The following is a 22477-nucleotide window of genomic DNA, read 5'->3' on the forward strand; positions in this document are numbered from 1 at the left end:
GCTCGCCGACCGGCCGGTCATGGTGCTCGACCCGATGCTCGCCACCGGCGGCTCGATGGAGTACACGATCCGGCTGCTCACCGATCGGGGCGCCGACGACGTCACGGCCATCTGCGCCCTGGCCGCGCCGGAAGGCTTGGCGCACCTGGAAAAGACCGGCCTGCCGGTCCGCGTCGTCACCGCCAGCATCGACGAGCGCCTCAACGACTCGGGCTTCATCGTCCCGGGCCTCGGCGACGCCGGTGACCGCCAGTACGGCGCCGTCTGAGCCGTTGCCGGTCCTGAAGTGGCGGTGGATCGCGGTGACGGCCGTCGCGGTCGCGGCCGTCACCGGCGGCCTGCTCTGGCTGTTCCTGGCCTGGTCCGGACGACCGGACGCGCCGGTCCGCATCGACGCCGTGAAGACGGCGTTCGGCGTCGGTGCGGGCGCGGGTGGCGTCTTCGCCTTGTGGCTGGCGACGCGCCGCCAGCGCACGCTCGAGCTGCAGCTCGCCGAGACGACCCGCGTCGCCGGCGTGACCGAACGCGACCTGGAGGAGCGTCGCGTCACCGAGCTGTACACGAAAGCCGTCGAGCAGCTCGGCAGCGACAAGGCACCGGTGCGGTTCGGCGGGCTCTACGCGCTGGAGCGGCTCGGGCAGGACAACCCGAAGCAGCGTCAGACGATCGTCAACGTGCTGTGCGCGTACTTGCGGATGCCGTTCAAGGCCCCGGTCGTCGGGCTCAAGGGAACCGCGGCCCGCGACCTGGACGACGACCCCGAGGAAGGTGAGCTCCTCGTCCGGCTGGCCGTGCAGGAGCTGCTCAAGACGCACCTGAGCCACGACGCGGCGGGCTACTGGCCGGGGATGTCGATCGACCTGCAGCGAGCCACGCTCGTCGACTTCCGGCTGAGCGGGTGCACCCTGGCCGGCGCAGACTTCAGCCGCGCGCGGTTCGTCGGTCAGCTCCACATCCGCGGCTCGCACTTCACCCGCCGCGTCGGGTTCTACGGCACCGAGTTCCGCGACATCGTGAACTTCGACCGGTCGGTCTTCGAGGACGGCGCTTTCTTCTCCCGGGCGCACTTCACCAGCAACGTCCGCTTCACCCGGATCCGGTCCGGCGGCCGGTTCGAGTTTTCGCGCACGGTCTTCGAAGAGGGAGCCGACTTCGAGGGCGGCGAGCACGCGGAACTCGACCTGACCGACGCGCAGTTCCCTCAGGACGGCACCAAGTAGAGCTCCTGCCGTCCCAGCGTCGGCGCGTCGAGCGTCCAGTGCGCGAGGGCATCCGGCGGCGGGCTGGGCAACCGGCGCAGCACCAGGTCGGGCCGCCGCGGCCGGACGTCGAAGTCGAAGAACGCGTAGTCCACCCGCAGTGCCGCGCGGACCCACCGGTCGCCGGCGCCGCGGGCGTCGATGGCCGCCGGGAGCAGGCCGCGGTCGGCGAAGACGTCGACGATCGCGCACTCGCACGTGTAGGCCAGCACGCCGATTTCCCCGGCGCTGCCGATCACCCGGCCGGCGGCGAGGCCGCGCAGGTCCCGGCCGATCTCGACGTACTTCGCGGTCGACGCGTAGTTCGAAGTGAGCGGCGCGAACTCACGCGGCAGACCCGGAGCCGCGTACGCGACGACACTGGCCGCGATCAGCACGAGCACACCGCCGACCGCGATCCGTCCGGAAACCCAGGCACACAGGAAGATCGTCGCCGCGGTGATCCCCGGGCCGTAGTACCAGTGGTACGGCGGAACCGTCAGCAACACGTACATCCCGTGGTAGAGCGCACCTCCCAGCGCCAGCAGCGAAAACGGCCGAAGCCGCCGGGCGGCGAAGGGCAGCGCCACGAGGGGCAGGAACGACAGCACGGTCGTCCAGGGAGCGGTCCGGAGGTAGAACAGCGGCCCGTTGGCGAAGGTCCAGTCACCCCAGGCTCGTTGCGCGCCCTGCAGCGTCTTGATCACGAAGGTGTCCGGCACGGCCGCGCCGAGCACGACCCAGCTGAAAGCGAACCACGGCAGCGCGACGAGCGCGGCGCCGAGTACGGCCCGTCCGGATCGCAGCGAGAAACCCAGGACGACGGCGAAGATCAGCAGGTCCAGCCGCACGAGCGCGAGCGCGCCCGTGGTGAGCCCGAAAACCAGGGGCCGCCGTTCGACGGCGAAGACCGTGAGCCACCCGAGCACCGCCGACCCCAGCGCGACCTCCAGCCCGATCGACGAGAGCAGCAGCGGGTTGACCGTCAACGCGGCGAACGTCAGCGCGGGGAACCAGCGCGGCAGCGCCGTGCCGAGCCGCCGCAGGGCCAGGACGAGCGCGACCTGGCAGAGCACGTACAGCACTCCGGCGGCGAAGACGGCGTCCCGCGCCACGAAGGTCAGCGCAGCCAAGGCGAGGACGTTCGCCGGCGACGTCGCCGAGTTCGACGTCGCGTCGGCCAGCAGGCCCCAGTGCCCGTGGAACGCGAGGTTGCGCGCGTAGGCGAGCGTGATGAACGTGTCGTCGATGAGGTGCGGGCGGGCCAGCGCGAACACCAGCGCCGACACGCACGCGACGGCGGCGGGCAACCGCAGGCGAAGCTTGTCCGTGGTCCGGACCTGTTCGATGATCACGACCGGAAGTGGCCGCCGGATTCGCGGGAGTTGCGCGCAACAACCCGGCCGGTGCCGGCCACTGAGGGGTGTGACCAGCCATGCGACGGGGGCGCCGGTGGACGATCGGGTCCTGTGGGACCGGGCCGCGGGCGGCGACGAGGCGGCCTTCGGCGAACTCTTCGAGCGGCACGCCGAGGCCGTCTGGAACCACGCCTACCGGTTGACCGGGTCGTGGAGCGCCGCCGAGGACCTCACCTCGAACACGTTCCTCACCGCCTGGCGCCGCCGCGCCGACGTGACACTGGTGCGCGACAGTGCGCTGCCGTGGCTCTACACGGTGGCCGGCAACGCCGCCCGCGACGAGCACCGCGGCGCGAGACGGCGGCTGCGGCTGCTCCGGAAGATCCCCGACCCGCCGGTGGTGTCCGACCACGCCGACGCGGTGGCCGAACGGCTCGACGGTGAGGAGCGGCTGCGCGAGATCGTCGAAGCCGTGCGGGCGCTGCCGAAAGCGCAGCGCGCGGTCGTCGAGCTGTGCCTGCTCGGCGACCTGAGCGTCGCCGACGCGGCCGCGGCGCTGGCCGTCGCCGAGGTCACCGTCCGCGCCCACCTGTCCCGGGCCCGCGCACGCCTGCGCACGTTGCTGAAGGAGGCAGAGAAATGAGCGACGACCTCGGTCTCCCGCCGCGGCGCGCGCTGCCGGACGACGTCCGCGACCGGCTGCGCGCCGAAGTCCGCGCCGGGATCGGGCAACCGCGTCGGACCAACCGCGTCTGGTACGCCGCGGCGGCCGCCGTGCTCGTCCTGGCCGCGGGCGCGGTCGTCGCGACGAAGACGTTCCGGCAGCAGCCCGTCGCGGGCCCGCCACCTGCGCTCACCGGCGGCCTGATGCTCGACGCCCGGGTCGCGACCGCGGCGCTGGATCGCTGCTGGGCGGCGGTCGAGGCCGCCGGCAAGACGGACCGGGTGCCGCCGCGCGAGGAGTGGGTCCCGCTGTTCACGGAGGTCCTGGCGGCGGACTCGATGGTCGCGGCGACCGCGGCGGGCAAGCCGATGTTCTGCGAGACGACCGAGACGACGGTGACGCTGTCGGACCCGGCGGCCACGCCCGCGTACGCGCCGGGCACGCGCACCGGGCTCCTGCTGCGCAGCCAGACCGGGCTGGTCGGCGGGGTGCTCGACCCGACCTGGCCGAAGGCGAGCCTCGCGGTCACGACGCCCCGGGGCTCGAGCGGGAACGAGCTCGAGGCCTCGCCGGTCAGCCGCCAGTTCGCGGCGTTCACCCGCGTCGGGCCGGGCCTGGCCCGGGTCGCGCTCACCGACACCGGCGCCGGGCCGCCCCGGCAAGTGGACCTGCCGGCCGCGCCGGCGCCCCTGCTCGCGGTGACCGACCGCCCGGAGCCGGCCGACCGCACCTCACCGGCGGGCCGGGCGCTGGGAGAATGCCTCGCCGACGCCGAAGAGGTGGTCCCGGACGCCGCGGCCTACCGGCCCGGGCCGCTCCTGCGGGACGACGACTACCAGGTCGTCATGGGCCGCCGGGGTGACCGGGTGATCGTCTGCACGCGGGAGCCCGACTACGGGCGGCCGGGACAGACCCAGGCGCGGGTCTACCCCGACCTGGCCGAAAACCGGCAGACCCCGGCCCGCGTCCTGAGGGTGAGCACGCTCGGCGCCCGCGAGGCAGGTGCCCCGGCGGGGAAGGCCCGCAACCCGGTCCCGGTGGCGCTGCCCGCCTCGGCGACCGCGGCGGCCTTCGGGTTCGGAGCCGGCGCCGAAGCCGACGTGGACGTCGTCGAGGGCATGGCCCTGGCCTGGTTGCCGGACGGGATCGACTGGGCCCCGGACGCGAAGGTGCACGTCCTGGCCCGCGACGCGCAGGGCAAGGTCGTCTACGACGGGTCGCTGCGGCTGCTGTGAGGCCGCAGCCAGCCGGAGGCGTTCGCGCGCAGGGCCGTCTCGTAGGAGCCCGTGACGTCGAACTCCTCCGGCAGGTTGCCGGTCAGCTCCAGGGAGACGAGCCCGTGCACGAAGGCCCAGCAGCCGACCGCGACCGTCTCCGGGGGGACGTCGAGGAAGACCCCGTCGGCGATGGCCTTCCGGATGACCGCTTCCAAGGGCTCGAGGGTCTTCCGGGCCAGCTTCTCGGCGTCTTCGTTGGGCTCGAACCCGGGCACCGACCTGGTGAACATGATCCCGTAGAGGTTCGGGTCGGCCAGCGCGCTGGCGCGGTAGGCGCTGCCGAGCGCGACGAGGTCGCCGACCGGGTCGCCGGTCAGCACGGTGCCGGCCATGCGGGCGCCGAAGCGGCGGAAGCCTTCGGTGTAGAGGGCGTTCACCAGATCGGGTTTGCTGCCGAAGAGGGAGTACACGGCGGTGGTCGACGTCCCGGCGTCGGCGGCCAGCTTCCGCAGGGAAAGCGCCTTCGGCCCGTCCGCGGCGATCAGCTCGCCGGCGCGATCGAGCAGCTTCAGCCGGAGGGCTTCGTCGTGTGTCCGTGGTCGTGCCATGCACACAGCGTATCGGAACGCTGTTATTTTTGACCAGAACGAGGATTTGACCTGGAGTGCACTCCAGGTCGTAGTGTCGAGCGCATGAGCTACTCGATAGCGGAAGCCGCTCGACGTAGCGGGCTGTCCATCGACACCCTCCGGTACTACGAGCGCATCAAACTGCTCGACCCGCCCGCGCGCGACACCGCGGGCCGCCGGGCCTATTCCGACGACGACCTCGGCTGGCTGGGGTTCCTGACCAAGCTGCGCACCACGGGGATGCCCATCAAGAGCATGCGCGAGTACGCGTCGCTGCGCCGCCACGGCGTCGCCAGCGCGGGCCGTCGCAAGGCTCTCCTGGTGGAGCAGCGGCGATCGGTCGCCGAGCGGATCGCCGAGCTGCAGGGCTGCCTCGACATCCTCGACTACAAGATCGACAACTACGCCCAGGTCGAGCGCAACGTGCTCGGCGTGGAACCGGGCAGGGAGGAGATTTCCGCGTGAAGACCAGGAAGCTCGGCGGTCTGGAGGTCGGCGCCCAGGGGCTCGGCTGCATGGGGATGAGCCAGGCCTACGGCGTCCGCGACAACGACGACGAGTCGATCGCGACGATCCACCGGGCTCTCGACCTCGGCGTCACGCTGCTCGACACCGCGAACGTCTACGCGAACGGCGTCAACGAGGAGCTGGTCGGCCGCGCGATCGCCGGCCGCCGCGACGAGGTCGTGCTCGCGACCAAGTTCGGCATCGTGTGGACCGACGGCGCGATGGGGGCCCGCGGCGACGCCGAGTACGTGAAGCAGAGCTGCGACGAGTCGCTGCGCCGGCTCGGCGTCGACCACATCGACCTGTACTACCAGCACCGCGTCGACCCGGACACGCCCATCGAGGAGACCTGGGGCGCGCTCGGTGAGCTGGTGGAAGCCGGGAAGATCCGGTACGCCGGGATTTCCGAGGCGAGCGCGGCGACGATCCGCGCCGCGCACGCGGTGCACCCGGTGACGGCCTTGCAGAGCGAGTGGTCGCTGTGGACCCGCGGCATCGAGGGCGAAATCCTCGACACGTGCCGGGAGCTGGGTATCGGCGTCGTGCCGTTCTCGCCGCTGGGCCGCGGTTTCCTGACGGGCGCGGTGACGTCGATGAAGGACCTGCCCGAGGACGACATGCGCCGCGGCCTGCCGCGGTTCGCCGAGGGCAACTTCGAGCGCAACATGGCGATCGTCGACGCGCTGCGGAAGCTGGCGGACGAAAAGGGCGTCACGGCGGGACAGCTGGCGCTCGCGTGGGTGCAGTCCCACGGCGAGGACGTCGTCCCGATCCCGGGGACGAAGCGCCGCAAGTACCTGGAGGAGAACGTGGCGGCGGCTTCGCTGGAGCTGACCGCGGACGACCTCGCGGCCATCGCGGCGGCGGCTCCCGCCGAGGCCGTCGCGGGGGAGCGCTACCCCGAACGCCTGGCCCGCGCGGCCGGCAGGTAAGTGCTTCTGAGCCTTTTCTGAGATCTCCGGAGCAGGCTCGGCGCCGATCAAGGTGCCGAGCCTGCAGGAGGTCGTCGTGGAGGAAGTGCTCGATTATCTGGTCGTCGGGGCCGGGCCCGCCGGGGTGCAGCTGGGGCAGCACCTCGGCCACGCCGGCCACCGGTACCTGGTGCTGGAGGCCGGGTCCGCGCCCGGTCACTTCTTCGAGACCTTCCCGCGGCACCGGACGCTCATCTCCATCAACAAGAAGCACACCGGGTACACCGACCCGGAGCTGCGCATGCGGATGGACTGGAACTCGATCCTGACCGCGGGCGGCGAGGATCAGCCCCTCTTCACCGACTACAGCGAAAAGCTCTTCCCGGACGCGCCGGACCTCCTGCGCTACCTCGCCGACTACGCGGCGAAGCACGACGTCCAGGTCCGCTACGACACCCGGGTGACGCGCATCCGCCGTGACCCGGAAAGCGCTCTCTTCATCCTCACCGCCGGTGACGAAGAGTTCCGAGCGCACCGGCTGGTCATGGCCACCGGCGTCACCAAGCCGTACCTCCCGCAGTTCCCCGGCGTCGAGCTGATCGACCAGTACGTGGACGTCGACGTCGATCCGAAGAGCTTCACCGACCAGCACGTTCTCGTGCTGGGCAAGGGGAACTCCGCGTTCGAGACCGCCGACAACCTCATCGAGACCGCCGCGGTCGTGCACGTCGGCGGCCCGCGGCCGGTGAAGCTCGCCTGGCGCACCCACTTCGTCGGCCACCTGCGCGCCTACAACGCGGGCATCCTCGACATGTACCAGCTGAAACTCCAGCACGCGATCCTCGACGGCGACGTCCGCGAGGTCCGCAAGGACGCCGACGGCTACCACGTCAAGTTCGCCTTCGCCCGCGCCGACGAGGTCATCAAGGAAATCCGCTACGACCGCGTCATCGGCTGCACGGGCTTCCGCTTCGACGCGTCGCTGTTCGACGACGACTGCCGCCCGCAGCTCACGATCAACGACCGGTTCCCGGCGCAGACGCCGGACTGGGAGTCGGTCAACGTGCCCGGCCTCTACTTCGCCGGCACGATCACGCAGGTCCGCGACTTCAAGAAGGCCACCAGCGCGTTCATCCACGGCTTCCGCTACGGCGTCCGCGCGCTGACCAAGGTCCTGAACGAGCGTCACCACGACACGCCGTGGCCGAGCACCGAGCTGCCCGCCAAACCGGACGCGCTGACCGACGCCGTGATCACCCGGATCAACCGGACTTCCGCGCTGTACCAGCAGTTCGGCTTCCTCGGCGACGCACTGGTCGTCGACGGCGACACCGCCCGCTACCTCGAAGAGGTGCCGGTCGACCGCGTCCTGCAGGACCCGCCGGACGAGGTCTACGTCGTCACCCTCGACTACGGCCCCGACCACGACAAGATCGACCCGTTCGACTTCGTCGCACGCGCCGCCCAGGACCAGGCCAACGACACCGGCGAAGGCCACTACCTGCACCCGATCGTCCGGCACTACCGCCGCGGCGAGCTGGTCGCGACCCACCACGTCACCGAAAACCTCGAGAACGAGTGGGACAAAGAGGTGCACGTCGAGCCGCTGACCGCGTTCTTCGCCCGGGAGCTGTGATGCGCACGATCGCGGAGTTCGAGGCGGCGGCCCGGCAGCGCCTCGACCCGGTGCACTACGACTACTTCGCGGGCGGCGCGCAGGACGAGATCACCGTGGCGGAGAACGAAACCGCGTTCAAGAAGCTGCGGCTGCTCCCGCGGGTCCTGCGCGGCAGCGACAAACGGGACCTGAGCGTCGAGCTGCTCGGGACGCCGTCGTCGATGCCGATCCTCGTCGCGCCCACGGCGTTCCACCGGCTGGCCCACGGAGACGGCGAACTCGCCACGGCACGGGCGGCGGCCCGGGCGGGCACGATCATGATCGTCAGCATGGCCGCCACCACGGCGATCGAGGACATCGCCGCGGCGGCCCGCGAGGTCGCGCCGGACCCGGGCCTGTGGTTCCAGCTCTACCTGCAGCCCGACCTGGAGTTCACCGAGGCGATCGTGCGCCGGGCCGAAAACGCGGGCGTCAAGGCGTTCGTCGTCACCGTCGACTCGCCGGTGCTCGGCCGCCGCGAGCGCGACGACCGCAACGACTTCCACGACCTCCCGCCGGGACTCGCTGTCGAGAACCTGCGCGACATCGGGGAAAACCGCAGCGACGGCAACGCCAGCCACGTCCGCGACATCGTCATGTCGGCCGGGCTGAACTGGGACCACATCGCGTGGCTGCGGGGCAAGACCAAGCTCCCGGTGCTGATCAAGGGCGTGCTGCACCCCGAGGACGCGCGGCTGGCGGTGCACCACGGCGTCGCCGGGATCGTCGTGTCCAACCACGGCGGCCGCCAGCTCGACACCGTGCCTGCCACGATCGACGTCCTGCCCGAGATCGCGGCGGCCGTCGGTGGGGCGATCCCGGTGCTGCTCGACGGCGGGATCCGCCGCGGCACCGACGTCGTCAAGGCCCTCGCCCTCGGCGCGGACGCGGTCGGCGTCGGCCGGCCGGTCGTGTGGGGGCTCGCCGCGGGCGGCCGCGAAGGCGTCACGCAGGTCCTGGAGCTGCTGCGCGACGACTTCGACCAAGCCCTCGCGATGTGCGGTGGCCGGCACCCGGCCGACCTGACTCCGGACCAGGTGCGGCGATGATCGGGAAAGCGCTGGCCGCCGCGGCATTGGTGAGCGCGCCGGCGTGGCTGCCCGCCCGGGTCGTCGCGCTGCGGATGCGGATCTTCTCGCTGGTCAACGGCCAGGACACGGTGACGATCCCGGGGGAGCAGGTCGGCGTCGAGGACTTCCGGCGCGTCTACGCCGACCCGGCGGCGAACGGCCGCAGCCGCGGCGCCGCGCTGTCCGACCTGTTCTGGTACTGGCTCGCGCCCGGGCCCCAGGTGCACCAGGAGCACCTCGAAGCCGGGCCGCGCTACGACGAGGTCGCCAAGTGCACCCGGCACATCCTGGTGCGGTCCAAAAAGGACTCCGAAGAGCTGGCCCGGCGCGTGGCCGCCCACGTCCTCGACGATCTCGGCGGCGGCCTGGTCCGGATCCGCGACGAGATGATGCCGATCTGGGCCGAGCTGTACTACGAGCTGGTGTTCGACGAGCCGTGCCCGCCCGAGGCGCGTGACCTCATCGTGGGACACGCCGACGACGTCGTCTCGGCCTTGAAGTGCGTGCGGCCGCGAAACATGCGCCGCCGGGCCCGGTTGACGAAGTACCTGCGGCGGCACCTCGCCGACGTCCCGCACCCGCTGCCGGACTCCCTGACGCCGGAGGAACAGGCCTACTACCTGCAGGGCACGTTCTTCAACACCGCCGTCGTGCAGATGTCCGAGGCGATGGCGCACCTGCTGATGATCGTCGCGCAGCGCCCGGAGGTGCAGCGACACCTCGTCGAGCACCCGGACGACGACGCCTACCTGGACCGGGTCATCGACGACGGGCTGCGCGAGTACCCCCTGTTCGGCATCGCGCACCGGATCTCCACGGCCGACATCGACCTGGCCGACCTGACCATCCCGGCGGGCACGGTGCTGTGCTTCAGCTACCCGGGTTTCGCCGCCCAGACCGCGAAAGACGAGTTCATCCCGTTCGGAGTCGCGCAGAACCGGGCCTGCCCGGCCCGCGGACTGGCCCCGCCGACCATGCGCGTCGTGACGCGTGAGGTCCTGCGCCGGTTCAGCCTCGCCTCGACGGCCGGGCACACGCGCTCCATCCCCAACCGCGGCCCGGCGCTGTTCACGCCCCGCGGTGCCCGTCGCAAGCGAGCGCCCTTGGTGTGGCTCGCGGTCCGCGACCGCTGGGAAGACGTCTGGCGCAGCTTCGCCCAGCTCGTCTTCGGCACGTACATGGTGCTCGACGCCCGCAGGCAAGCCCTCTGCTCGACCTACTTCGCCGGAGGAAACTCATGACCCCCACCGAAGCGGCACCGGCGTTCTTCCTCGCCGTCGCGGTCATCCTCGTGGTGTGCCGGCTCGTCTGCCTGGTCGCGGTGCGGCTGGGCCAGCCACCGGTGGTCGGCGAGATGATCTCCGGCGTGCTGCTCGGCCCGTCGCTGCTGGGGCTGGTCCTCCCGGGCGTGCAGACGGCGCTGTTCCCGGACGGCATCCGCCCGCTGCTCTACGTCGGCGGCCAGATCGGCCTGGTCATCTACATGTTCGGGGCGGGGTACGAGTTCAGCCTCCGCAGCATCCGCGGCTCGGCGAAGTCGGTCGGCGCGATTTCGGCCGCGGGCACGGTGGTGCCGCTCGCGCTCGGGGTCGGCGTCGCCGTGTTCGGCACGAGCTGGGCCGGCATCGCCAAGGACGGCGTCTCGCTCGCGACGTCGGCGGCGTTCGTCGGGGTCGCACTGGCGATCACCGCGTTCCCGATGCTCGCCCGGATCATCACCGAACGCGGTCTCGGCGGCACCCGGTTCGGCTCGCTCGCGCTGGCCTGCGGCGCCCTCGACGACGTCCTGGCGTGGGTCCTGCTGGCCGTCGTGCTGGGCATGCACGCCGACTCGGCCGGCCCGGTCGCGCTGGCCGTGGGCGGCGGCCTGCTGTTCGCGTTGCTGCTCGTGCTCGTCGGCCGTCGGGTGCTCGCGAAGGCGATGGGCAGCGAGCGGATCACCGCCGACCAGAAGATGCTGATCACGGCGCTGACGCTGTTCGCGGCCGCCTGGTTCACCGACATCATCGGGCTGTACGCGGTGTTCGGCGCCTTCTGCGTCGGCATCGTGTTCCCCCGCGTGCCCGCCGCGGACGCCGTGCTCGCGAAGATCATGCCGATCGGGCGGATCGTGTTCCTCCCGCTGTTCTTCACCTATTCCGGCCTGAACACCCGGTTCGCGCTGCTCGCGGACCCGAAGCTGCTCGCGTTCGCGGTGCTGTGCGTGGTCGTCGCGATCATCGGCAAGCTCGGTGCCTGCTGGGGCGCGGCGCGGTTGGTGGGGGAATCGCAGCCGGTGGCGTTGCGCGTGGGCGCGCTGATCAACGCCCGCGGGCTGATGCAGCTGATCGCGCTCAACGTCGGGCTCGCCGCGGGGATCGTCTCGCCGGCGTTGTTCACGGTGCTGGTGCTCGTCGCGCTCGTCACCACGATCATGACGGCGCCGGTGCTGAGCTGGCTCGACCGCCGCGATGCCCGCCGGGGGAGCAGCGAACTGCTCCTGACGGCCGAACCGGTCCCGGTAAACGGGAAAAGTTGATAGTTCAATTTCGGAAAATCACTGCCAGTATGGGTTCGTGCACGAAGGGGCGACGAAACCGAGAGTGCTGCTCGTCGAGGACGACCGGGAGCTGGCGGGCATGCTCGCCGAGCTGCTCGCGGACGAAGGCTACGAGACCGAAGCGGCGCACGACGGGCAGCGGGGCCTGCACCTCGGGCTCACCGGGCGGTACGACGTGATGATCATCGACCGCCGCCTTCCCGTGCTGGACGGCCTCGAGCTGATCGCCCGGCTGCGGGCGCGGGCGGTGACCACCCGGGTCCTGGTGCTCTCGGCGCTGGGCGAGCTCGCCGACCGCGTCGGCGGGCTCGACGCCGGAGCCGACGACTACCTCGTCAAGCCGTTCGAGGCCGAGGAGCTGCTGGCGCGGCTGCGCGCGCTCGGCCGCCGTGACCTGGAGGGCGCGGAGAGCCTGCCGCTCGGCGCGGCGGCCCTCGACCTCCGGCGGCACGAGGTCGTGCTGCCGAGAGGGGAGCGGATCACGCTGTCCGGACGCGAGTTCGAGCTGCTGCGGACGCTGGCGCAGCGGCCCAAGGCGATCCACCCGCGGGCGTCGCTGGTCACGCACGTCTTCGCCGACTCGACCGGTGAGTCCATTGTGGACACTTATGTGTACTACCTGCGGCGCAAGCTCGGCCGCGACGTCGTCCGGACCGTGCACGGCCTCGGCTACCAGATCGGCGTGGTATGAAACCGGACCAGGAGGAACGGGCCCTGCGGCGGGCGCGGTGGGCGATCACCGCGCAGATCGCCGTGGTGGTGTCGATGCTGGTGGCCGTCGCGGGCGCGATCGCGTACGGGATGCTGCTGACCCGGCAGCACGCCGAGGCCGACCGCTCGCTGGCCAGGACGGTCGAGCTGGGCCCGGCCGCGACCCCGCCCGGCTGCGTCTGGCTGTTCACGCCGGTCCTGCACGCGCCCGCGGGCCCGTCCCCGGCCGGCATGCCGATCGCGGCGCTGGACGCGACGGTGCCGTCGCCCGGGGACGTCCACACGGAACGGCGTCCGATCGGCGGCATGACGTACACGATCCGGGTCGAGAACCGCGGGGGCGTCGTTTCGCAGGCGTACTTCGAGGAGCTCTACCAGATCCAGGACCGCTCGTCGCTGGTGTCCGGGCTGGTGGTCGCCGAGGTACTGGCGCTGCTCGCGGCGGTGCTGTGCGGCCGGGTGCTGGCCTGCCGGGCGATCCGGCCCCTGGCCGACGCGCTGCGGCGGCAGCGGACGTTCGTCGCGGACGCGTCCCACGAGCTGCGCGCCCCGCTGACCCGGCTGCACACGCGGGCGCAGCTGCTGGCGCGGCGTTCGTCCGGCCGCGACGCCGAAGACCTCGAGCAGCTGGTCCGCGGCACGCGGGAGCTCGGTGAGGTCGTCGAGGACCTGCTGCTGTCGGCGCAGGCGTGCGACCGGCCGGAGTTCGAGCTGGTGGAGCTGGGCGGCCTCGCCGAGGAGGCGGTGGCGGCCGAAGCGGTGCGCGCGGGGGAGAGCCGGGTCCGGCTCGCGGTGTCACGGGAACGGCGGCCGTACGTCGTCCAGGGCGTCCCGACAGCGCTGCGACGCGTGCTTTCGGCGTTGCTGGACAACGCTTTGGGCCACACCCCACCGGGGGGTTCCATCGAGGTGTGGCTCGGCGTACCGGACGAAAAGCACGTGGAGCTACGGATCCGCGACACGGGCGTCGGCTTCCCCTCGGCGGACGCGGAGCGGATCTTCGAGCGTTTCGCCCGAGGTTCCGACGGCGACGGCCGCCGCTTCGGCCTGGGCCTGGCCCTGGTCCGCGAGGTGGTGACGGGCCACGGCGGCACGATCGCGGCCGCCGGCCGCCCCGGCGACGGAGCCACGTTCACCCTCAGGCTCCTCCGCGCCGACCCCGCGTGATCCACGGGGCATCACCCGTGATCAGGAGGGCATCACGGGTGATTGAAGGGGCATCAGGAGTGATGCCTCCCCAATCACACGTGATGCCCCTTCAATCACGCGAGTTCCGGGTTGGACGCAGGGCGAAGCGGAGCTGCCGGGCCGCTTGCGGTGGGGCAAGCGGGAGGAGTGACTCGATTTCGGTTGCCAGGGCGGGGGACGGGGTCGTGTACGTCGCCGCCGTGTGGTGCAGCCAGGCGTACAGGTCTTGCTCGGCGTCGGCGGCCAGGTCGGGGTCGCGCAGCAGCGTGAGGTCCGTGTGCAGGCGCAACCAGGTGTCGCGGTCACGCAGCAGCGCCGCGCCCGCACGTCGGGTGTGGAGTGGCTCCGCCGCGAGCAGCTCCCGCAGCGCGGGGACGTCGACCAGCGCGGGCTTGCCGCGCAGGAACGTCACCACCTGACGGGTCACCGCGGGCGACAGGTCCGTCAGCAACGGGCGCACCGCGGCCAACTCCGGCGCCACCCGGCGCAGGCCGCGGACCGCCACGGCCCGGATCCGGGGACGGTCGTCGGTGAGGAGCCGCTCCAGGCCCGAAGCGTCCTCGCGCGTGCCGGTCTCGCCGAGCCCGGCGACCGCGCCGAACGACACCGGCATCGCGCGGTAGTGCGCGGCCGGGTCGCCACCCGCCTGGGAGACCAGCGCCTGCGCCATCGACCGCACCGCCGACGACCGGTCCGCCAGGTGGGCCACGGCGGCGTCGGGCCCGAGCAGCGTCAACGCCCGCATCCGGACCTTCGGTGTCCCGGCCGCGAGGAGCTCTTCGACACACTCGCCGCGGTCGAGCAGCGCGGTGCCGCACACCGCGCGGACCACGAAGTCGTGGTCCCGCAGCGCGACGTTCAGCAGGTGCGCGCGCGAAAGGAGTCCGAGCACCTCGACGTGGACCCAGCGCCGGACCTCCCGGTCGTCGATCGCCAGCGCCACGTCGAGGTGATCCGGCAGGGCTCGCCGGAACAGCGTCGTCATCCAGTCGTCGAGCTGCCGGCGCCGGAGCACCCCGATCAGCGGCAGCATCGACCGCAGGGTCGCGGAGTCCAACCTGGACAGTGCCGCTTCCCGGGCGCGCTCGCGGATCGGCCGGACCCAGTCGACGCACCGGACGAGCAGCAGCGGCACCGCCTCCGGGGCGGGGCTGACGGCCAGCCGTTCGACGGCCACTTCGCGCATCCGGCCGTTGCCGTGGCACGCGGCCTCGGCCAGCTTTTCCCGCGACAGCGGCAGGAGCCCGCTGCCGGGGAAGCGGTACCAGCGCTGCTCGGTCCACCACGCCCGCCGCACGGCGACGTCGAACTCCGCCCAGCGCCGCACGTCACCCGCGGCGAAGGCGTCCAGATCGGGCAGGCCGGTTTCGAACACGCACCCAGCCTGTCAGGCGTGTCGAGCCGGTTTCAGCTCAGCAGGGCCTGGACCGCGGCGGGGGCGTCGGCGATCGCGACCGGGTTCTGCTCGCGCGTCGCGAGGCTGCGGACCGTGACGTTGCCGGCCGCCCAGTCCTCCTGGCCGACGATCACCACCGCGACCGCGCCCGCCTTGTCCGCGCGGCCGAGTTCCTTGCCCAGCTTGCGGTGCTCGATCGGCGTCGACGTCCGGAGCCCCGCGGCGCGCAGTGACGACGCCACCGAGCGGGCCGCGTCCGAGAGGTCCTCGGTCACCGGGATCACCATGACGTCGACCTCGCTGCGCGGCGCCGGCGACAAGCCGTGTGTGTCGAGGAAGTCCATCAGCGTGACGTCGCCCATGCCGAACCCGATGCCCGGGATCTGCTGCGGCGTGAACATCGACGCGAGGTCGCTGTAGCGCCCGCCGCCGAAGAGGGCGCGGCGGTTCTCCGGCGAGGTGTCGAAGACCTCGAACACGGTCGACGTGTAGTACGCCAGCCCGCGCACGATCATCGGCTCGTACTTCACCAGGCTGCCCGCGCTGCTGTTCAGGACCTTCACGAGGTTCGACTGCTCGCGCACCTCGGCCGGCAGCTCGTCCAGCAGCGACTCGCCCGCGTCGAGCGTCTCGGCCAGCTTCTCGAACTGCTTGTCCGAGAGCCCGATCTCCCCGGCGCTCTCGGCCAGCTTCTCGCGCGGGTACTTCTCCCAGCGGTCGACCAGCGCGAACACCTGGGCCAAGTGGTCCTGGGAGACACCGGCGACGTCCGTGAGCGCCGACGTCAGCAGGTTCCGGTCGTTGACGCGCAGCACGAACATGTCCGGCGTCGCGCCCAGCGCCGCCATCATGTCGTGGACCAGCTCGAAGATCTCGATCTCGCAGTTGGCGCTGTCCGAGCCGAAGATGTCGGCGTTGATCTGCCAGTGCTCACGCACGCGGCCCCGCTGCGGCGCCTCGTACCGGTGGCAGTTCGGGTGGCTGTACCAGCGGACGGGGAACGACAGCGACTTGGCGCTCCCGGCGATCATCCGCGCCACCGACGGCGTCATCTCCGGCCGCAGCGCGAGGCGCCGCCCGCCCTTGTCGGTGAGGGTGTAGAGCTGCTTGTCGGCGAGCTCCTGGCCCGACTTCCGCTCGTAGATCTCGGCGGATTCGAGGATCGGCCCGTCGTAGCGGAGGAAGCCGCGGCGCTCGAGGACGTCGTAGAGATGACCGAAGACCTGCGTGCGGACGGACATTTCGGCGGGCAGGAAGTCCCGGGTCCCCTTGTAGGGCGCGGTCGGCAGGTATTCAGGCACGTCACCCAGCTTAACGACCGGCGCTCAGGCGAAGGCGACCCCGTAGGCGGTGAGCAGCGTGGCAGCGCCCAGGAGCACCGCACCGACGGACGTGACTCGGCCGCCGAGCTTGCCCCGGTTCGGGATCAGGTGGAGGAAGAAGCCGCCGGACTGGGCGAGGATCCCGAAGAGCAGCAGGAAGCAGGTGACCCACAGGGTGGTGTCGGACAGCGTGGTGCGGCTGAGGATCTGCAGCGCGACCAGGGCGAGGATCAGCAGGACACCGGCATGGGCATGACCGGCGCGGAACATCGTGCGCTGGTGTTCGGTGAGCTTCCGGTCACGCATGACGCCCATGAGCGCGTAGCCGCCGTACATGACGGTGGGCAGCGAGACCAGGGCGATCACGGTGAAGAGCTGGGTGGGTCCGTGCATCGGGGGACTCCTTCGTGGTGGACTGGGGCTACGGTAACACTGTTTTAAAACGGTGTCACCAAACCGGGCATTCCCCGATCGGGAAACTAGGCTTCGCGGCCCTGGGCCAGCACCAGCAGGGGGTTGCGCAACGCCGACAGCGACGCCAGCGGGTCACCTTCGACCACGAGCACGTCCGCGGCCAGGCCCGGCTCGAGGCAGCCGGTCACCGAAGTCAGGCCGAGCCCGGCCGCGGAGTCGCACGTGGCGATCTCCAGGATCCGGCGCCGGGAGAACCCGAGCCACTCGTACAGCTCCAAAGCCCCCACGGGGTCGTCGAACACCGACCCCGGCAACCCCGCGTCCGTCCCCGACAACAGCCGGACGCCGTGCTCCTCCAGCCACGGCAGCCGCCCGTACATCGCCTGCGCCGTCTCGTCGCCGAGCTTCTCGACGATCACTCGCCAGTTGCGGCTGCTCGTCGAGCACGCCGAAATCCCGGCCGCAGCCATCTTCGAAGCCACCGCGTCCCGCCGGTCGAACGACCGCGGCCCGGTCAGGAAGCTGCAGTGCTCGATCGTCGACACCCCGGCGGACACCGCCGCCTCGATCGCGTCCGCGCCGTGGGCGTGCGCCGCCACCGGAAGCCCGTGCGTGGCCGCGTGCGAAACCACCACCGCAAGCTCGCGCGCGGAAAACTGCGACTCCCACATGTCCGCGCCGCCCTCGGTGATCTGGCCGCCGCTGGCCATCACCTTGATCACGTCCGCGCCCGCCGCCGCGTTCTCGTCGATCAACGCGCGGATTTCGGAATCGGACGCGACCGCGCCACCGAAGAAGTGGCAATGCCCGTCCGGCACCGTGATCGGCGGGCCCGACACCAGCAGCCGCGGCGCGGCTTCCCCGGAGAACGACCGCCGGACCGCCGCGCCCAGGTGGTCGCGGTCGCCGAGGTCCCGCACCGTCGTGACACCACTGCGCAGCATCGACGACAGCCGCGAGCGCGCACCGTCCAGAAGGGAGCCGGCGTGGAAGTGCGCCAGCATCTCGCGGGAAGCGTCGAAAGCGAGGTGCACGTGGACGTTGAACAACCCGGCCAGCGCGGTGCCGGTGGGGAAGTCGCGCCGCGACGCGTCCGGCGCGGCCAGTGGCAGCACCTCCGCGCGCGGGCCGGCCGCCACGATCACGCCGTCGCGCACCAGCACCGCGCCGTCGCGCACCGGCGAAGACGGCCGTGGCAGCACCCGGCCCGCCGTGATCAGCGTGTCCACGTCACGACTCCATCGCCGCGGACAGCGCCAGCAGCGGCCGGACGTCCGATTCGATGTCGTCCGCCGGCGCGGGCAGGACCTGCTTGGCATGGCCGTCGCTCTCCTCGCCTGCCGCGTGCCGCGCCAGCGCCGTCTTCAACGCGGCCGCCGCGGCCGCGGGATCGGTGGCGACGACCTCGCCGAAGCCCGCGTCCAGGTACGGCGAAAGCTGCACCAGGCCGTCCCGGATCTCGATCACGCGGCGGTAGTGCACGCGGTGGATGCTGCGCGGGGAAAGGAGCTCGCCGCGGCGGCGCGGTGGCGTCCGCAGCACGATGCTGGGGAATGCCTGGACCAGGACCGTCCACAAGGGACCGAGCGCGTGGTGCTCTCGGCGGTGCTGGCGCCGCCGCCGCAACGCCGACACGCGCGCGCTCACCCCCGGGTAGGTGACGCCGAGCAGGAACAGCATCCCGCCGACGATCACGAACGGCACCCCGAGCAGCAGCAGCACCTTGACGACCGGCCCGAACGCCCACGCCACCACGATGTACAGCGCGCGGAAGATGCTGCCCACGGCCGCGCAGGCCAGGCCGATCGCGCCCAGCCGAAGGCCGATCCGCAGGTTCCGGTCGGCCACCCGCTGGTAGCGGACGATCCACGTCGTGCAGGCGATCAGGCCGTAGATCAGGTACAGCCCGGCGCCGAGGTAGAAGCTCGCGACCCCGCTGTCGTGGATCGTCGACGGTCCGAGCGGGAGCCCGCGCAGCTCCGGCGCCGTCAGGGCCATCGTGACGATCATCAGCGTGATCGCCGCGGCCAGCGGCACCAGCTCCACGACCACCCGGCGGTAGCGCCGCGGGCCCAGCGCGGAGCCGAGGAAGAAGATCACCAGCGCGCACACGGCGCACGCCAGCAGCGCGTTGTTGGCCACGCGCGCCGCGCCGCGCCCGAGGACGGCGTCGATCTCGTCGGAAATGACCTCCTGCTGGAGGAGGAACGCGAGGGCGAACCCGGCGACGCACGCGGTGACGGCCCAGTTCGGCACCGTCGGCGCACGCTGCACCTGGTAGATCCGCCATGCCAAAGCCACGGCGAACAGCACCATCGCGATCAGGTTCACGGGGCTGAAAAGTGTACTCACAACCACCCTTGGTGATCGCCGAGCGCCCCCTGGATCCGGCGGAGATCCCGGTCCGCAGCGCGCCGCGGGATCGTGTAGTTCAGGACCGACGCCCACTCGAGGATGATGGTCGCGACGGTCTCGGCTTCCCACTCGTGCGCGTCATCGTAGGACGTCCGGCGCAGTGCGCGGTGTACTGCATCCGGGTCAAGATCCGGAGCGGGCCCGCGCAGGAAGTCCGCCGGCTCGGCGTCGCCGTGCGGGTGGTGGTCGGCCAGCATGTGCCCGAGCTCGTGCAGGATGATGTGATCTTGGTGGGACTTCGTCGTTTCGGCCTGGTAGAAGATGTAGTCCGCCGCCGACGTCGCGATCCAGCAGCCGAACGGTCCGGGCACTTCCAGCGGGTAGGCCATCAACCGGATCGGCTTCCCCCGTTGGTCCCCCAGCCGCGCGCACAGCACTTCGACGTCGAGCGGCGGGCCGATGTCGAGCTGCTTCAGCAGCTTCCGGCACCGGCGGCGCAGCTCCCGTTCCTTCATCGCGCGGCGTCCTCCGGGTTCCGGCCATCGCGTTCGGCCCGTTCGTAGCGCTCCACCAGCTCCAGCAGGTCCATGACCTGCCGGCGTCCCTGCGGCGAAAGCTCCTGCGCCCGCATCGCCATCAGCTGCGCTTCCCCGGCCGGGGGCGCGGCTGCCTCTTCGTCGAAGAAGTACGTGACGGGCACGCCGAACAGTCTCGCCAGGGCTTCAACATAGTGGATCTTCGGATTGACGCGCTTGCCCGTGGCCAGCTGCTGCAGGTAGGCGGGCGACATCGCCGGCCCGCCCGCCCGCTCGACGGCGGCCGAGATCTCCCGATAGCTGTGCGGCGCGCGGCCGTCCACCCGAGCTGCCTCGATCAGGGCGCTCAGGCGCTCCGCGAAGGTGCGTTCCCGTGCCATACCCGCCCCCTAGGTTTCCACCGTGAAAATTCTAGCCGGGAAACCACTGTACGCACATGTTGACAGGTATCGTATGCAGTGGTTTACAGTTGGCGCGCCTCTCGTCTTGCTCTCCGTACCCTGGGGGTGTACGGAACCGCAAGACGAGAGGCCGTCGTGTCCGCCGACTCGTCATGATCCGCGGTCTGTAGTACGCTTCAGCTGCCAAGGTCGAACGCCCTCGCGGCGGTCCCTTGGCCACGGCCTGTTGCCGGAGGTCGACCCCCAGGGCTTCCGGTGACAGGCCCCTTACTTTTTTAGGACATAACCGTGGCAGCAAGTGTGCCGCCCAGTTCGGTGCACGCTTCCAGGGTCTTCCGGTCCGGTTCCCCGGTGCTGATCACGGGTTCCGCCACCTTCTCCCAACCCAGGCCCGTGGTGATCGAAAGCAGCTGGCGTTCCGTCCCCGACGTGTCGCCGGTGCCGTGGATCCAGTACCCGAACGGACGGCCGCGCGTCGCGTCCAGGCACGGGTAGTAGACGGTGTCGAAGAAGTGCTTCAGCGCACCGCTCATGCTGCCCAGGTTCGCCGGCGTGCCCAGCAGGTAGCCGTCCGCTTCGAGGACGTCGGGGACTCCTGCCCCCAGCGCCGCCCGGCGGACGACCTCCACGCCCTCGATGTCCGGGTGCGCCGCGCCGGCCAGCACCGCTTCGAACAGCGCCTGGGTCGACGGCGACGGCGTGTGGTGCACGATCAGCAGCCTCGGCATCAGGCGAGCAGCTCCTCGACGGCCGCCCGCGACGCGGCCAGCCGGGCGGACGCGGCGTCGCGAGCCTCGGCCAGCGAACCCGTCACCGGCGCCACGACCTGCAGGTACGCCTTCAGCTTCGGCTCGGTCCCGGACGGGCGGATCACCACGCGCAGCCCTTCGCCGGTCAGGCGCAGCACGTCCGCGTCCGGCAGCAGGTCTTCCAGCGTCACCGCGACGCCGCCCAGCTCGGCCGGCGGCGTCTCCCGCACCTTCGCCATCAGCTGCCCGCGGACGGCGAGATCGGTGACCCGCAGGGAAACCTGGTCGGTGAGGTGGACGCTGTGGCGCTGCGCCAGCTCGTCCAGCACGTCCAGTGGCGTGCGTCCCTCGGCCTTCAGCCGCGCCGTATACCCCGCGGCCAAGGTCGCGGCGGCGATGCCGTCCTTGTCCCGCACAAAACCCGGGTTCACGCACAGGCCGAGCGCTTCTTCGTAGGCGAAGACGAGTCCTTCACCCGCGCGGACCAGCCACTTGAACCCGGTCAGCGTCTCGGCGTAGCGGGCGCCCTCGGCCTTCGCGATCTCGCCGAGCATCGACGACGAGACGATCGTCGTCGCGACCAGCGGGTCCGGCAGGACCGTTCGGTCCACTGTGGACAGCACGTACGAGCCGAGCAGCACGCCGGTCTCGTCGCCGCGGAGCATTCGCCACTCGCCGCTCGCGTCCCGCACGCCCAGCGCGCACCGGTCGGCGTCCGGGTCGAGCGCGACCGCCAGGTCGGCGTCCACATCGGACGCGAGCGCGAGCAGCAGGTCCGTCGCGCCGGGCTCTTCCGGGTTCGGGAACGACACGGTCGGGAAGTCGGGGTCCGGCGCGGCTTGGTCGCCGACCAGGTGCAGGTCGGTGAAGCCGGCCCGCTCGAACGCGGCGCGCAGCGTGTCGGCGCCGACGCCGTGCAACGCCGTCGCGGCCACGCGCACCGCTCGCTCGCCTCCCATCGGCAGCGTCGCGACCTCGTCGAGGTAGCGGTCCACGAGGTCGACGACCTCGGCGCCGGGCGCCCGCGGCACGCTCACCGCGGCGGGCGCGGCCTGGATGGCGCGCTCGATCTCGCCGTCGGACGGCGGGACGATCTGGCCGCCGGTCGCGTCGTAGAGCTTGTAGCCGTTGTCCGCCGGGGGGTTGTGCGACGCGGTGATCTGGATTCCGGCCACCGCGCCGAGCCGCCCGACGGCGAACGCGAGCACCGGCGTCGGCAGCGGCTTCGGGAACACCTTGACGTCGAACCCGGCCGCGGTGAGGACCTCGGCGGCCGCGGTCGCGAAGGCTTCCGAACCGTGCCGCGCGTCCCGGCCGACGACGACCAGCGCGCCCGCGTGCCCGTGCGCCTTCAGCCACTCCGCGACCCCCGCGGTGGTCCGCGTGACGACGGCGACGTTCATCCCGTTCGGCCCGGCGCGCACCGGCCCGCGCAAGCCGGCGGTGCCGAACTCCAGGGCGCCGGCCATCCGGTCGGCCAGCTCGTCCGCCGCGTCCGGCTCGCCGCCCATCGCCTTCGCCAGGACGCCCTGCAGCTCGGCGCGGGTGCTTTCGTCCGGGTCGTCGGCAATCCAGCGGTAGGCGGCGTCACGCAGCGTGGAAGTCAAGGTCACCG

General features: G+C 71.6%; 23 protein-coding genes. 12 read left to right on the top strand and 11 right to left on the bottom strand.

Going from position 1 to position 22477, the window contains the following annotated elements; translation table 11 throughout:
• Both upp and ABZ342_RS06085 read left to right on the top strand, forming a co-directional pair.
• On the top strand, window positions 1–268 hold a 268-nt coding region (gene upp, locus ABZ342_RS06080; RefSeq protein WP_360469244.1), incomplete at its 5' end, for a uracil phosphoribosyltransferase.
• A 34-nt stretch (window positions 269–302) separates the two neighbouring features.
• A complete protein-coding gene (locus ABZ342_RS06085; RefSeq protein ID WP_360469247.1) occupies window positions 303–1220 on the top strand; it encodes a pentapeptide repeat-containing protein in 918 nt (305 codons plus the stop codon).
• Here ABZ342_RS06085 and ABZ342_RS06090 read toward each other — a convergent pair.
• On the bottom strand, window positions 1202–2593 hold the full coding sequence (locus ABZ342_RS06090) for a hypothetical protein (RefSeq protein ID WP_360469249.1): 1392 nt from the start codon (window positions 2591–2593) through the stop codon (window positions 1202–1204). The genes ABZ342_RS06085 and ABZ342_RS06090 overlap by 19 nt on opposite strands.
• A gap of 70 nt (window positions 2594–2663) precedes the next feature.
• Between ABZ342_RS06090 and ABZ342_RS06095 the strand changes: the two genes are divergently transcribed.
• Together ABZ342_RS06095 and ABZ342_RS06100 are read left to right on the top strand one after the other, a co-directional pair.
• Window positions 2664–3239, top strand: coding sequence for an RNA polymerase sigma factor (locus ABZ342_RS06095; protein ID WP_155549040.1), 576 nt, complete (start codon window positions 2664–2666; stop codon window positions 3237–3239).
• The gene (locus ABZ342_RS06100) at window positions 3236–4495 is read left to right on the top strand and encodes a hypothetical protein (RefSeq protein WP_360469253.1); all 1260 of its coding nucleotides are present in this window, start codon (window positions 3236–3238) and stop codon (window positions 4493–4495) included. Before ABZ342_RS06095 ends, ABZ342_RS06100 begins: the two co-directional genes overlap by 4 nt.
• On the opposite strand, the gene ABZ342_RS06105 is transcribed toward ABZ342_RS06100, so the two are convergent.
• Complete coding sequence (locus ABZ342_RS06105; protein WP_360469255.1) at window positions 4468–5085, bottom strand: TetR/AcrR family transcriptional regulator; 618 nt, start codon at window positions 5083–5085, stop codon at window positions 4468–4470. The two genes, ABZ342_RS06100 and ABZ342_RS06105, sit on opposite strands and share 28 nt — an antisense overlap.
• A gap of 84 nt (window positions 5086–5169) precedes the next feature.
• Between ABZ342_RS06105 and ABZ342_RS06110 the strand changes: the two genes are divergently transcribed.
• From ABZ342_RS06110 to ABZ342_RS06145, 8 genes are all read left to right on the top strand, one after another.
• Window positions 5170–5571: a MerR family transcriptional regulator gene (locus ABZ342_RS06110; protein ID WP_155549043.1), complete on the top strand. Its 402-nt coding sequence runs from the start codon at window positions 5170–5172 to the stop codon at window positions 5569–5571.
• Window positions 5572–5621: 50 nt separating this feature from the next.
• Window positions 5622–6545, top strand: a complete 924-nt coding sequence (locus ABZ342_RS06115) for an aldo/keto reductase (protein ID WP_230863113.1) — start codon at window positions 5622–5624, stop codon at window positions 6543–6545.
• A 76-nt stretch (window positions 6546–6621) separates the two neighbouring features.
• Entirely contained in the window at window positions 6622–8160 is a 1539-nt protein-coding gene (locus ABZ342_RS06120) for an NAD(P)-binding domain-containing protein (protein ID WP_360469258.1), read from the top strand.
• A complete protein-coding gene (locus tag ABZ342_RS06125; RefSeq protein WP_360469261.1) occupies window positions 8160–9230 on the top strand; it encodes an alpha-hydroxy acid oxidase in 1071 nt (356 codons plus the stop codon). Before ABZ342_RS06120 ends, ABZ342_RS06125 begins: the two co-directional genes overlap by 1 nt.
• The gene (locus ABZ342_RS06130) at window positions 9227–10492 is read left to right on the top strand and encodes a cytochrome P450 (protein ID WP_360469264.1); all 1266 of its coding nucleotides are present in this window, start codon (window positions 9227–9229) and stop codon (window positions 10490–10492) included. The genes ABZ342_RS06125 and ABZ342_RS06130 overlap by 4 nt, the downstream gene beginning before the upstream one ends.
• Window positions 10489–11769 (top strand): cation:proton antiporter, encoded by a 1281-nt coding sequence (locus ABZ342_RS06135; protein ID WP_360469267.1) that lies wholly within the window; start codon window positions 10489–10491, stop codon window positions 11767–11769. The genes ABZ342_RS06130 and ABZ342_RS06135 overlap by 4 nt, the downstream gene beginning before the upstream one ends.
• A gap of 64 nt (window positions 11770–11833) precedes the next feature.
• Window positions 11834–12481 carry a response regulator transcription factor gene (locus tag ABZ342_RS06140; protein ID WP_360469746.1) on the top strand — a complete coding sequence of 216 codons (648 nt, stop codon included), beginning with the start codon at window positions 11834–11836 and terminating at the stop codon, window positions 12479–12481.
• Window positions 12478–13668 carry a HAMP domain-containing sensor histidine kinase gene (locus ABZ342_RS06145; RefSeq protein WP_155549049.1) on the top strand — a complete coding sequence of 397 codons (1191 nt, stop codon included), beginning with the start codon at window positions 12478–12480 and terminating at the stop codon, window positions 13666–13668. The genes ABZ342_RS06140 and ABZ342_RS06145 overlap by 4 nt, the downstream gene beginning before the upstream one ends.
• 91 nt (window positions 13669–13759) lie before the next feature.
• Here the strand turns inward: ABZ342_RS06145 and ABZ342_RS06150 are convergent, their stop codons facing one another.
• The 9 genes from ABZ342_RS06150 to ABZ342_RS06190 all read right to left on the bottom strand — a co-directional run bounded on the left by ABZ342_RS06150 (window position 13760) and on the right by ABZ342_RS06190 (window position 22475).
• Window positions 13760–15064 (bottom strand): hypothetical protein, encoded by a 1305-nt coding sequence (locus ABZ342_RS06150; RefSeq protein WP_360469270.1) that lies wholly within the window; start codon window positions 15062–15064, stop codon window positions 13760–13762.
• 32 nt (window positions 15065–15096) lie between these two features.
• The gene (gene hisS, locus ABZ342_RS06155) at window positions 15097–16386 is read right to left on the bottom strand and encodes a histidine--tRNA ligase (protein WP_155549050.1); all 1290 of its coding nucleotides are present in this window, start codon (window positions 16384–16386) and stop codon (window positions 15097–15099) included.
• A 24-nt stretch (window positions 16387–16410) separates the two neighbouring features.
• Entirely contained in the window at window positions 16411–16800 is a 390-nt protein-coding gene (locus ABZ342_RS06160) for a hypothetical protein (protein ID WP_155549051.1), read from the bottom strand.
• A gap of 86 nt (window positions 16801–16886) precedes the next feature.
• Window positions 16887–18050, bottom strand: a complete 1164-nt coding sequence (locus ABZ342_RS06165; RefSeq protein WP_360469274.1) for an amidohydrolase family protein — start codon at window positions 18048–18050, stop codon at window positions 16887–16889.
• A gap of 1 nt (window position 18051) precedes the next feature.
• Entirely contained in the window at window positions 18052–19173 is a 1122-nt protein-coding gene (locus tag ABZ342_RS06170; RefSeq protein WP_360469277.1) for an MAB_1171c family putative transporter, read from the bottom strand.
• The gene (locus tag ABZ342_RS06175; RefSeq protein WP_155549054.1) at window positions 19170–19691 is read right to left on the bottom strand and encodes a hypothetical protein; all 522 of its coding nucleotides are present in this window, start codon (window positions 19689–19691) and stop codon (window positions 19170–19172) included. Before ABZ342_RS06175 ends, ABZ342_RS06170 begins: the two co-directional genes overlap by 4 nt.
• Window positions 19688–20092, bottom strand: coding sequence for an XRE family transcriptional regulator (locus tag ABZ342_RS06180; RefSeq protein ID WP_155549055.1), 405 nt, complete (start codon window positions 20090–20092; stop codon window positions 19688–19690). Before ABZ342_RS06180 ends, ABZ342_RS06175 begins: the two co-directional genes overlap by 4 nt.
• 296 nt (window positions 20093–20388) lie before the next feature.
• Window positions 20389–20841: an NAD(P)H-dependent oxidoreductase gene (locus ABZ342_RS06185; RefSeq protein ID WP_155549056.1), complete on the bottom strand. Its 453-nt coding sequence runs from the start codon at window positions 20839–20841 to the stop codon at window positions 20389–20391.
• Window positions 20841–22475, bottom strand: coding sequence for a phospho-sugar mutase (locus ABZ342_RS06190; RefSeq protein WP_360469281.1), 1635 nt, complete (start codon window positions 22473–22475; stop codon window positions 20841–20843). Before ABZ342_RS06190 ends, ABZ342_RS06185 begins: the two co-directional genes overlap by 1 nt.
• Window positions 22476–22477 lie beyond the last annotated feature (2 nt).

Source organism: Amycolatopsis sp. NPDC005961 (assembly GCF_040629235.1).
Taxonomy (GTDB): domain Bacteria; phylum Actinomycetota; class Actinomycetes; order Mycobacteriales; family Pseudonocardiaceae; genus Amycolatopsis; species Amycolatopsis camponoti.

What these genes read in the sequence shown, in the direction of transcription:
- ABZ342_RS06105 (WP_360469255.1), bottom strand. Translation starts at nt 5,085, where the DNA reads ATGGCACGACCACGGACACACGACGAAGCCCTCCGGCTGAAGCTGCTC.
- ABZ342_RS06145 (WP_155549049.1), top strand. Translation starts at nt 12,478, where the DNA reads ATGAAACCGGACCAGGAGGAACGGGCCCTGCGGCGGGCGCGGTGGGCG.
- ABZ342_RS06100 (WP_360469253.1), top strand. Translation starts at nt 3,236, where the DNA reads ATGAGCGACGACCTCGGTCTCCCGCCGCGGCGCGCGCTGCCGGACGAC.
- ABZ342_RS06125 (WP_360469261.1), top strand. Translation starts at nt 8,160, where the DNA reads ATGCGCACGATCGCGGAGTTCGAGGCGGCGGCCCGGCAGCGCCTCGAC.
- ABZ342_RS06180 (WP_155549055.1), bottom strand. Translation starts at nt 20,092, where the DNA reads ATGGCACGGGAACGCACCTTCGCGGAGCGCCTGAGCGCCCTGATCGAG.
- ABZ342_RS06175 (WP_155549054.1), bottom strand. Translation starts at nt 19,691, where the DNA reads ATGAAGGAACGGGAGCTGCGCCGCCGGTGCCGGAAGCTGCTGAAGCAG.
- ABZ342_RS06185 (WP_155549056.1), bottom strand. Translation starts at nt 20,841, where the DNA reads ATGCCGAGGCTGCTGATCGTGCACCACACGCCGTCGCCGTCGACCCAG.
- ABZ342_RS06160 (WP_155549051.1), bottom strand. Translation starts at nt 16,800, where the DNA reads ATGCACGGACCCACCCAGCTCTTCACCGTGATCGCCCTGGTCTCGCTG.
- ABZ342_RS06130 (WP_360469264.1), top strand. Translation starts at nt 9,227, where the DNA reads ATGATCGGGAAAGCGCTGGCCGCCGCGGCATTGGTGAGCGCGCCGGCG.
- ABZ342_RS06135 (WP_360469267.1), top strand. Translation starts at nt 10,489, where the DNA reads ATGACCCCCACCGAAGCGGCACCGGCGTTCTTCCTCGCCGTCGCGGTC.
- ABZ342_RS06115 (WP_230863113.1), top strand. Translation starts at nt 5,622, where the DNA reads ATGGGGATGAGCCAGGCCTACGGCGTCCGCGACAACGACGACGAGTCG.
- ABZ342_RS06110 (WP_155549043.1), top strand. Translation starts at nt 5,170, where the DNA reads ATGAGCTACTCGATAGCGGAAGCCGCTCGACGTAGCGGGCTGTCCATC.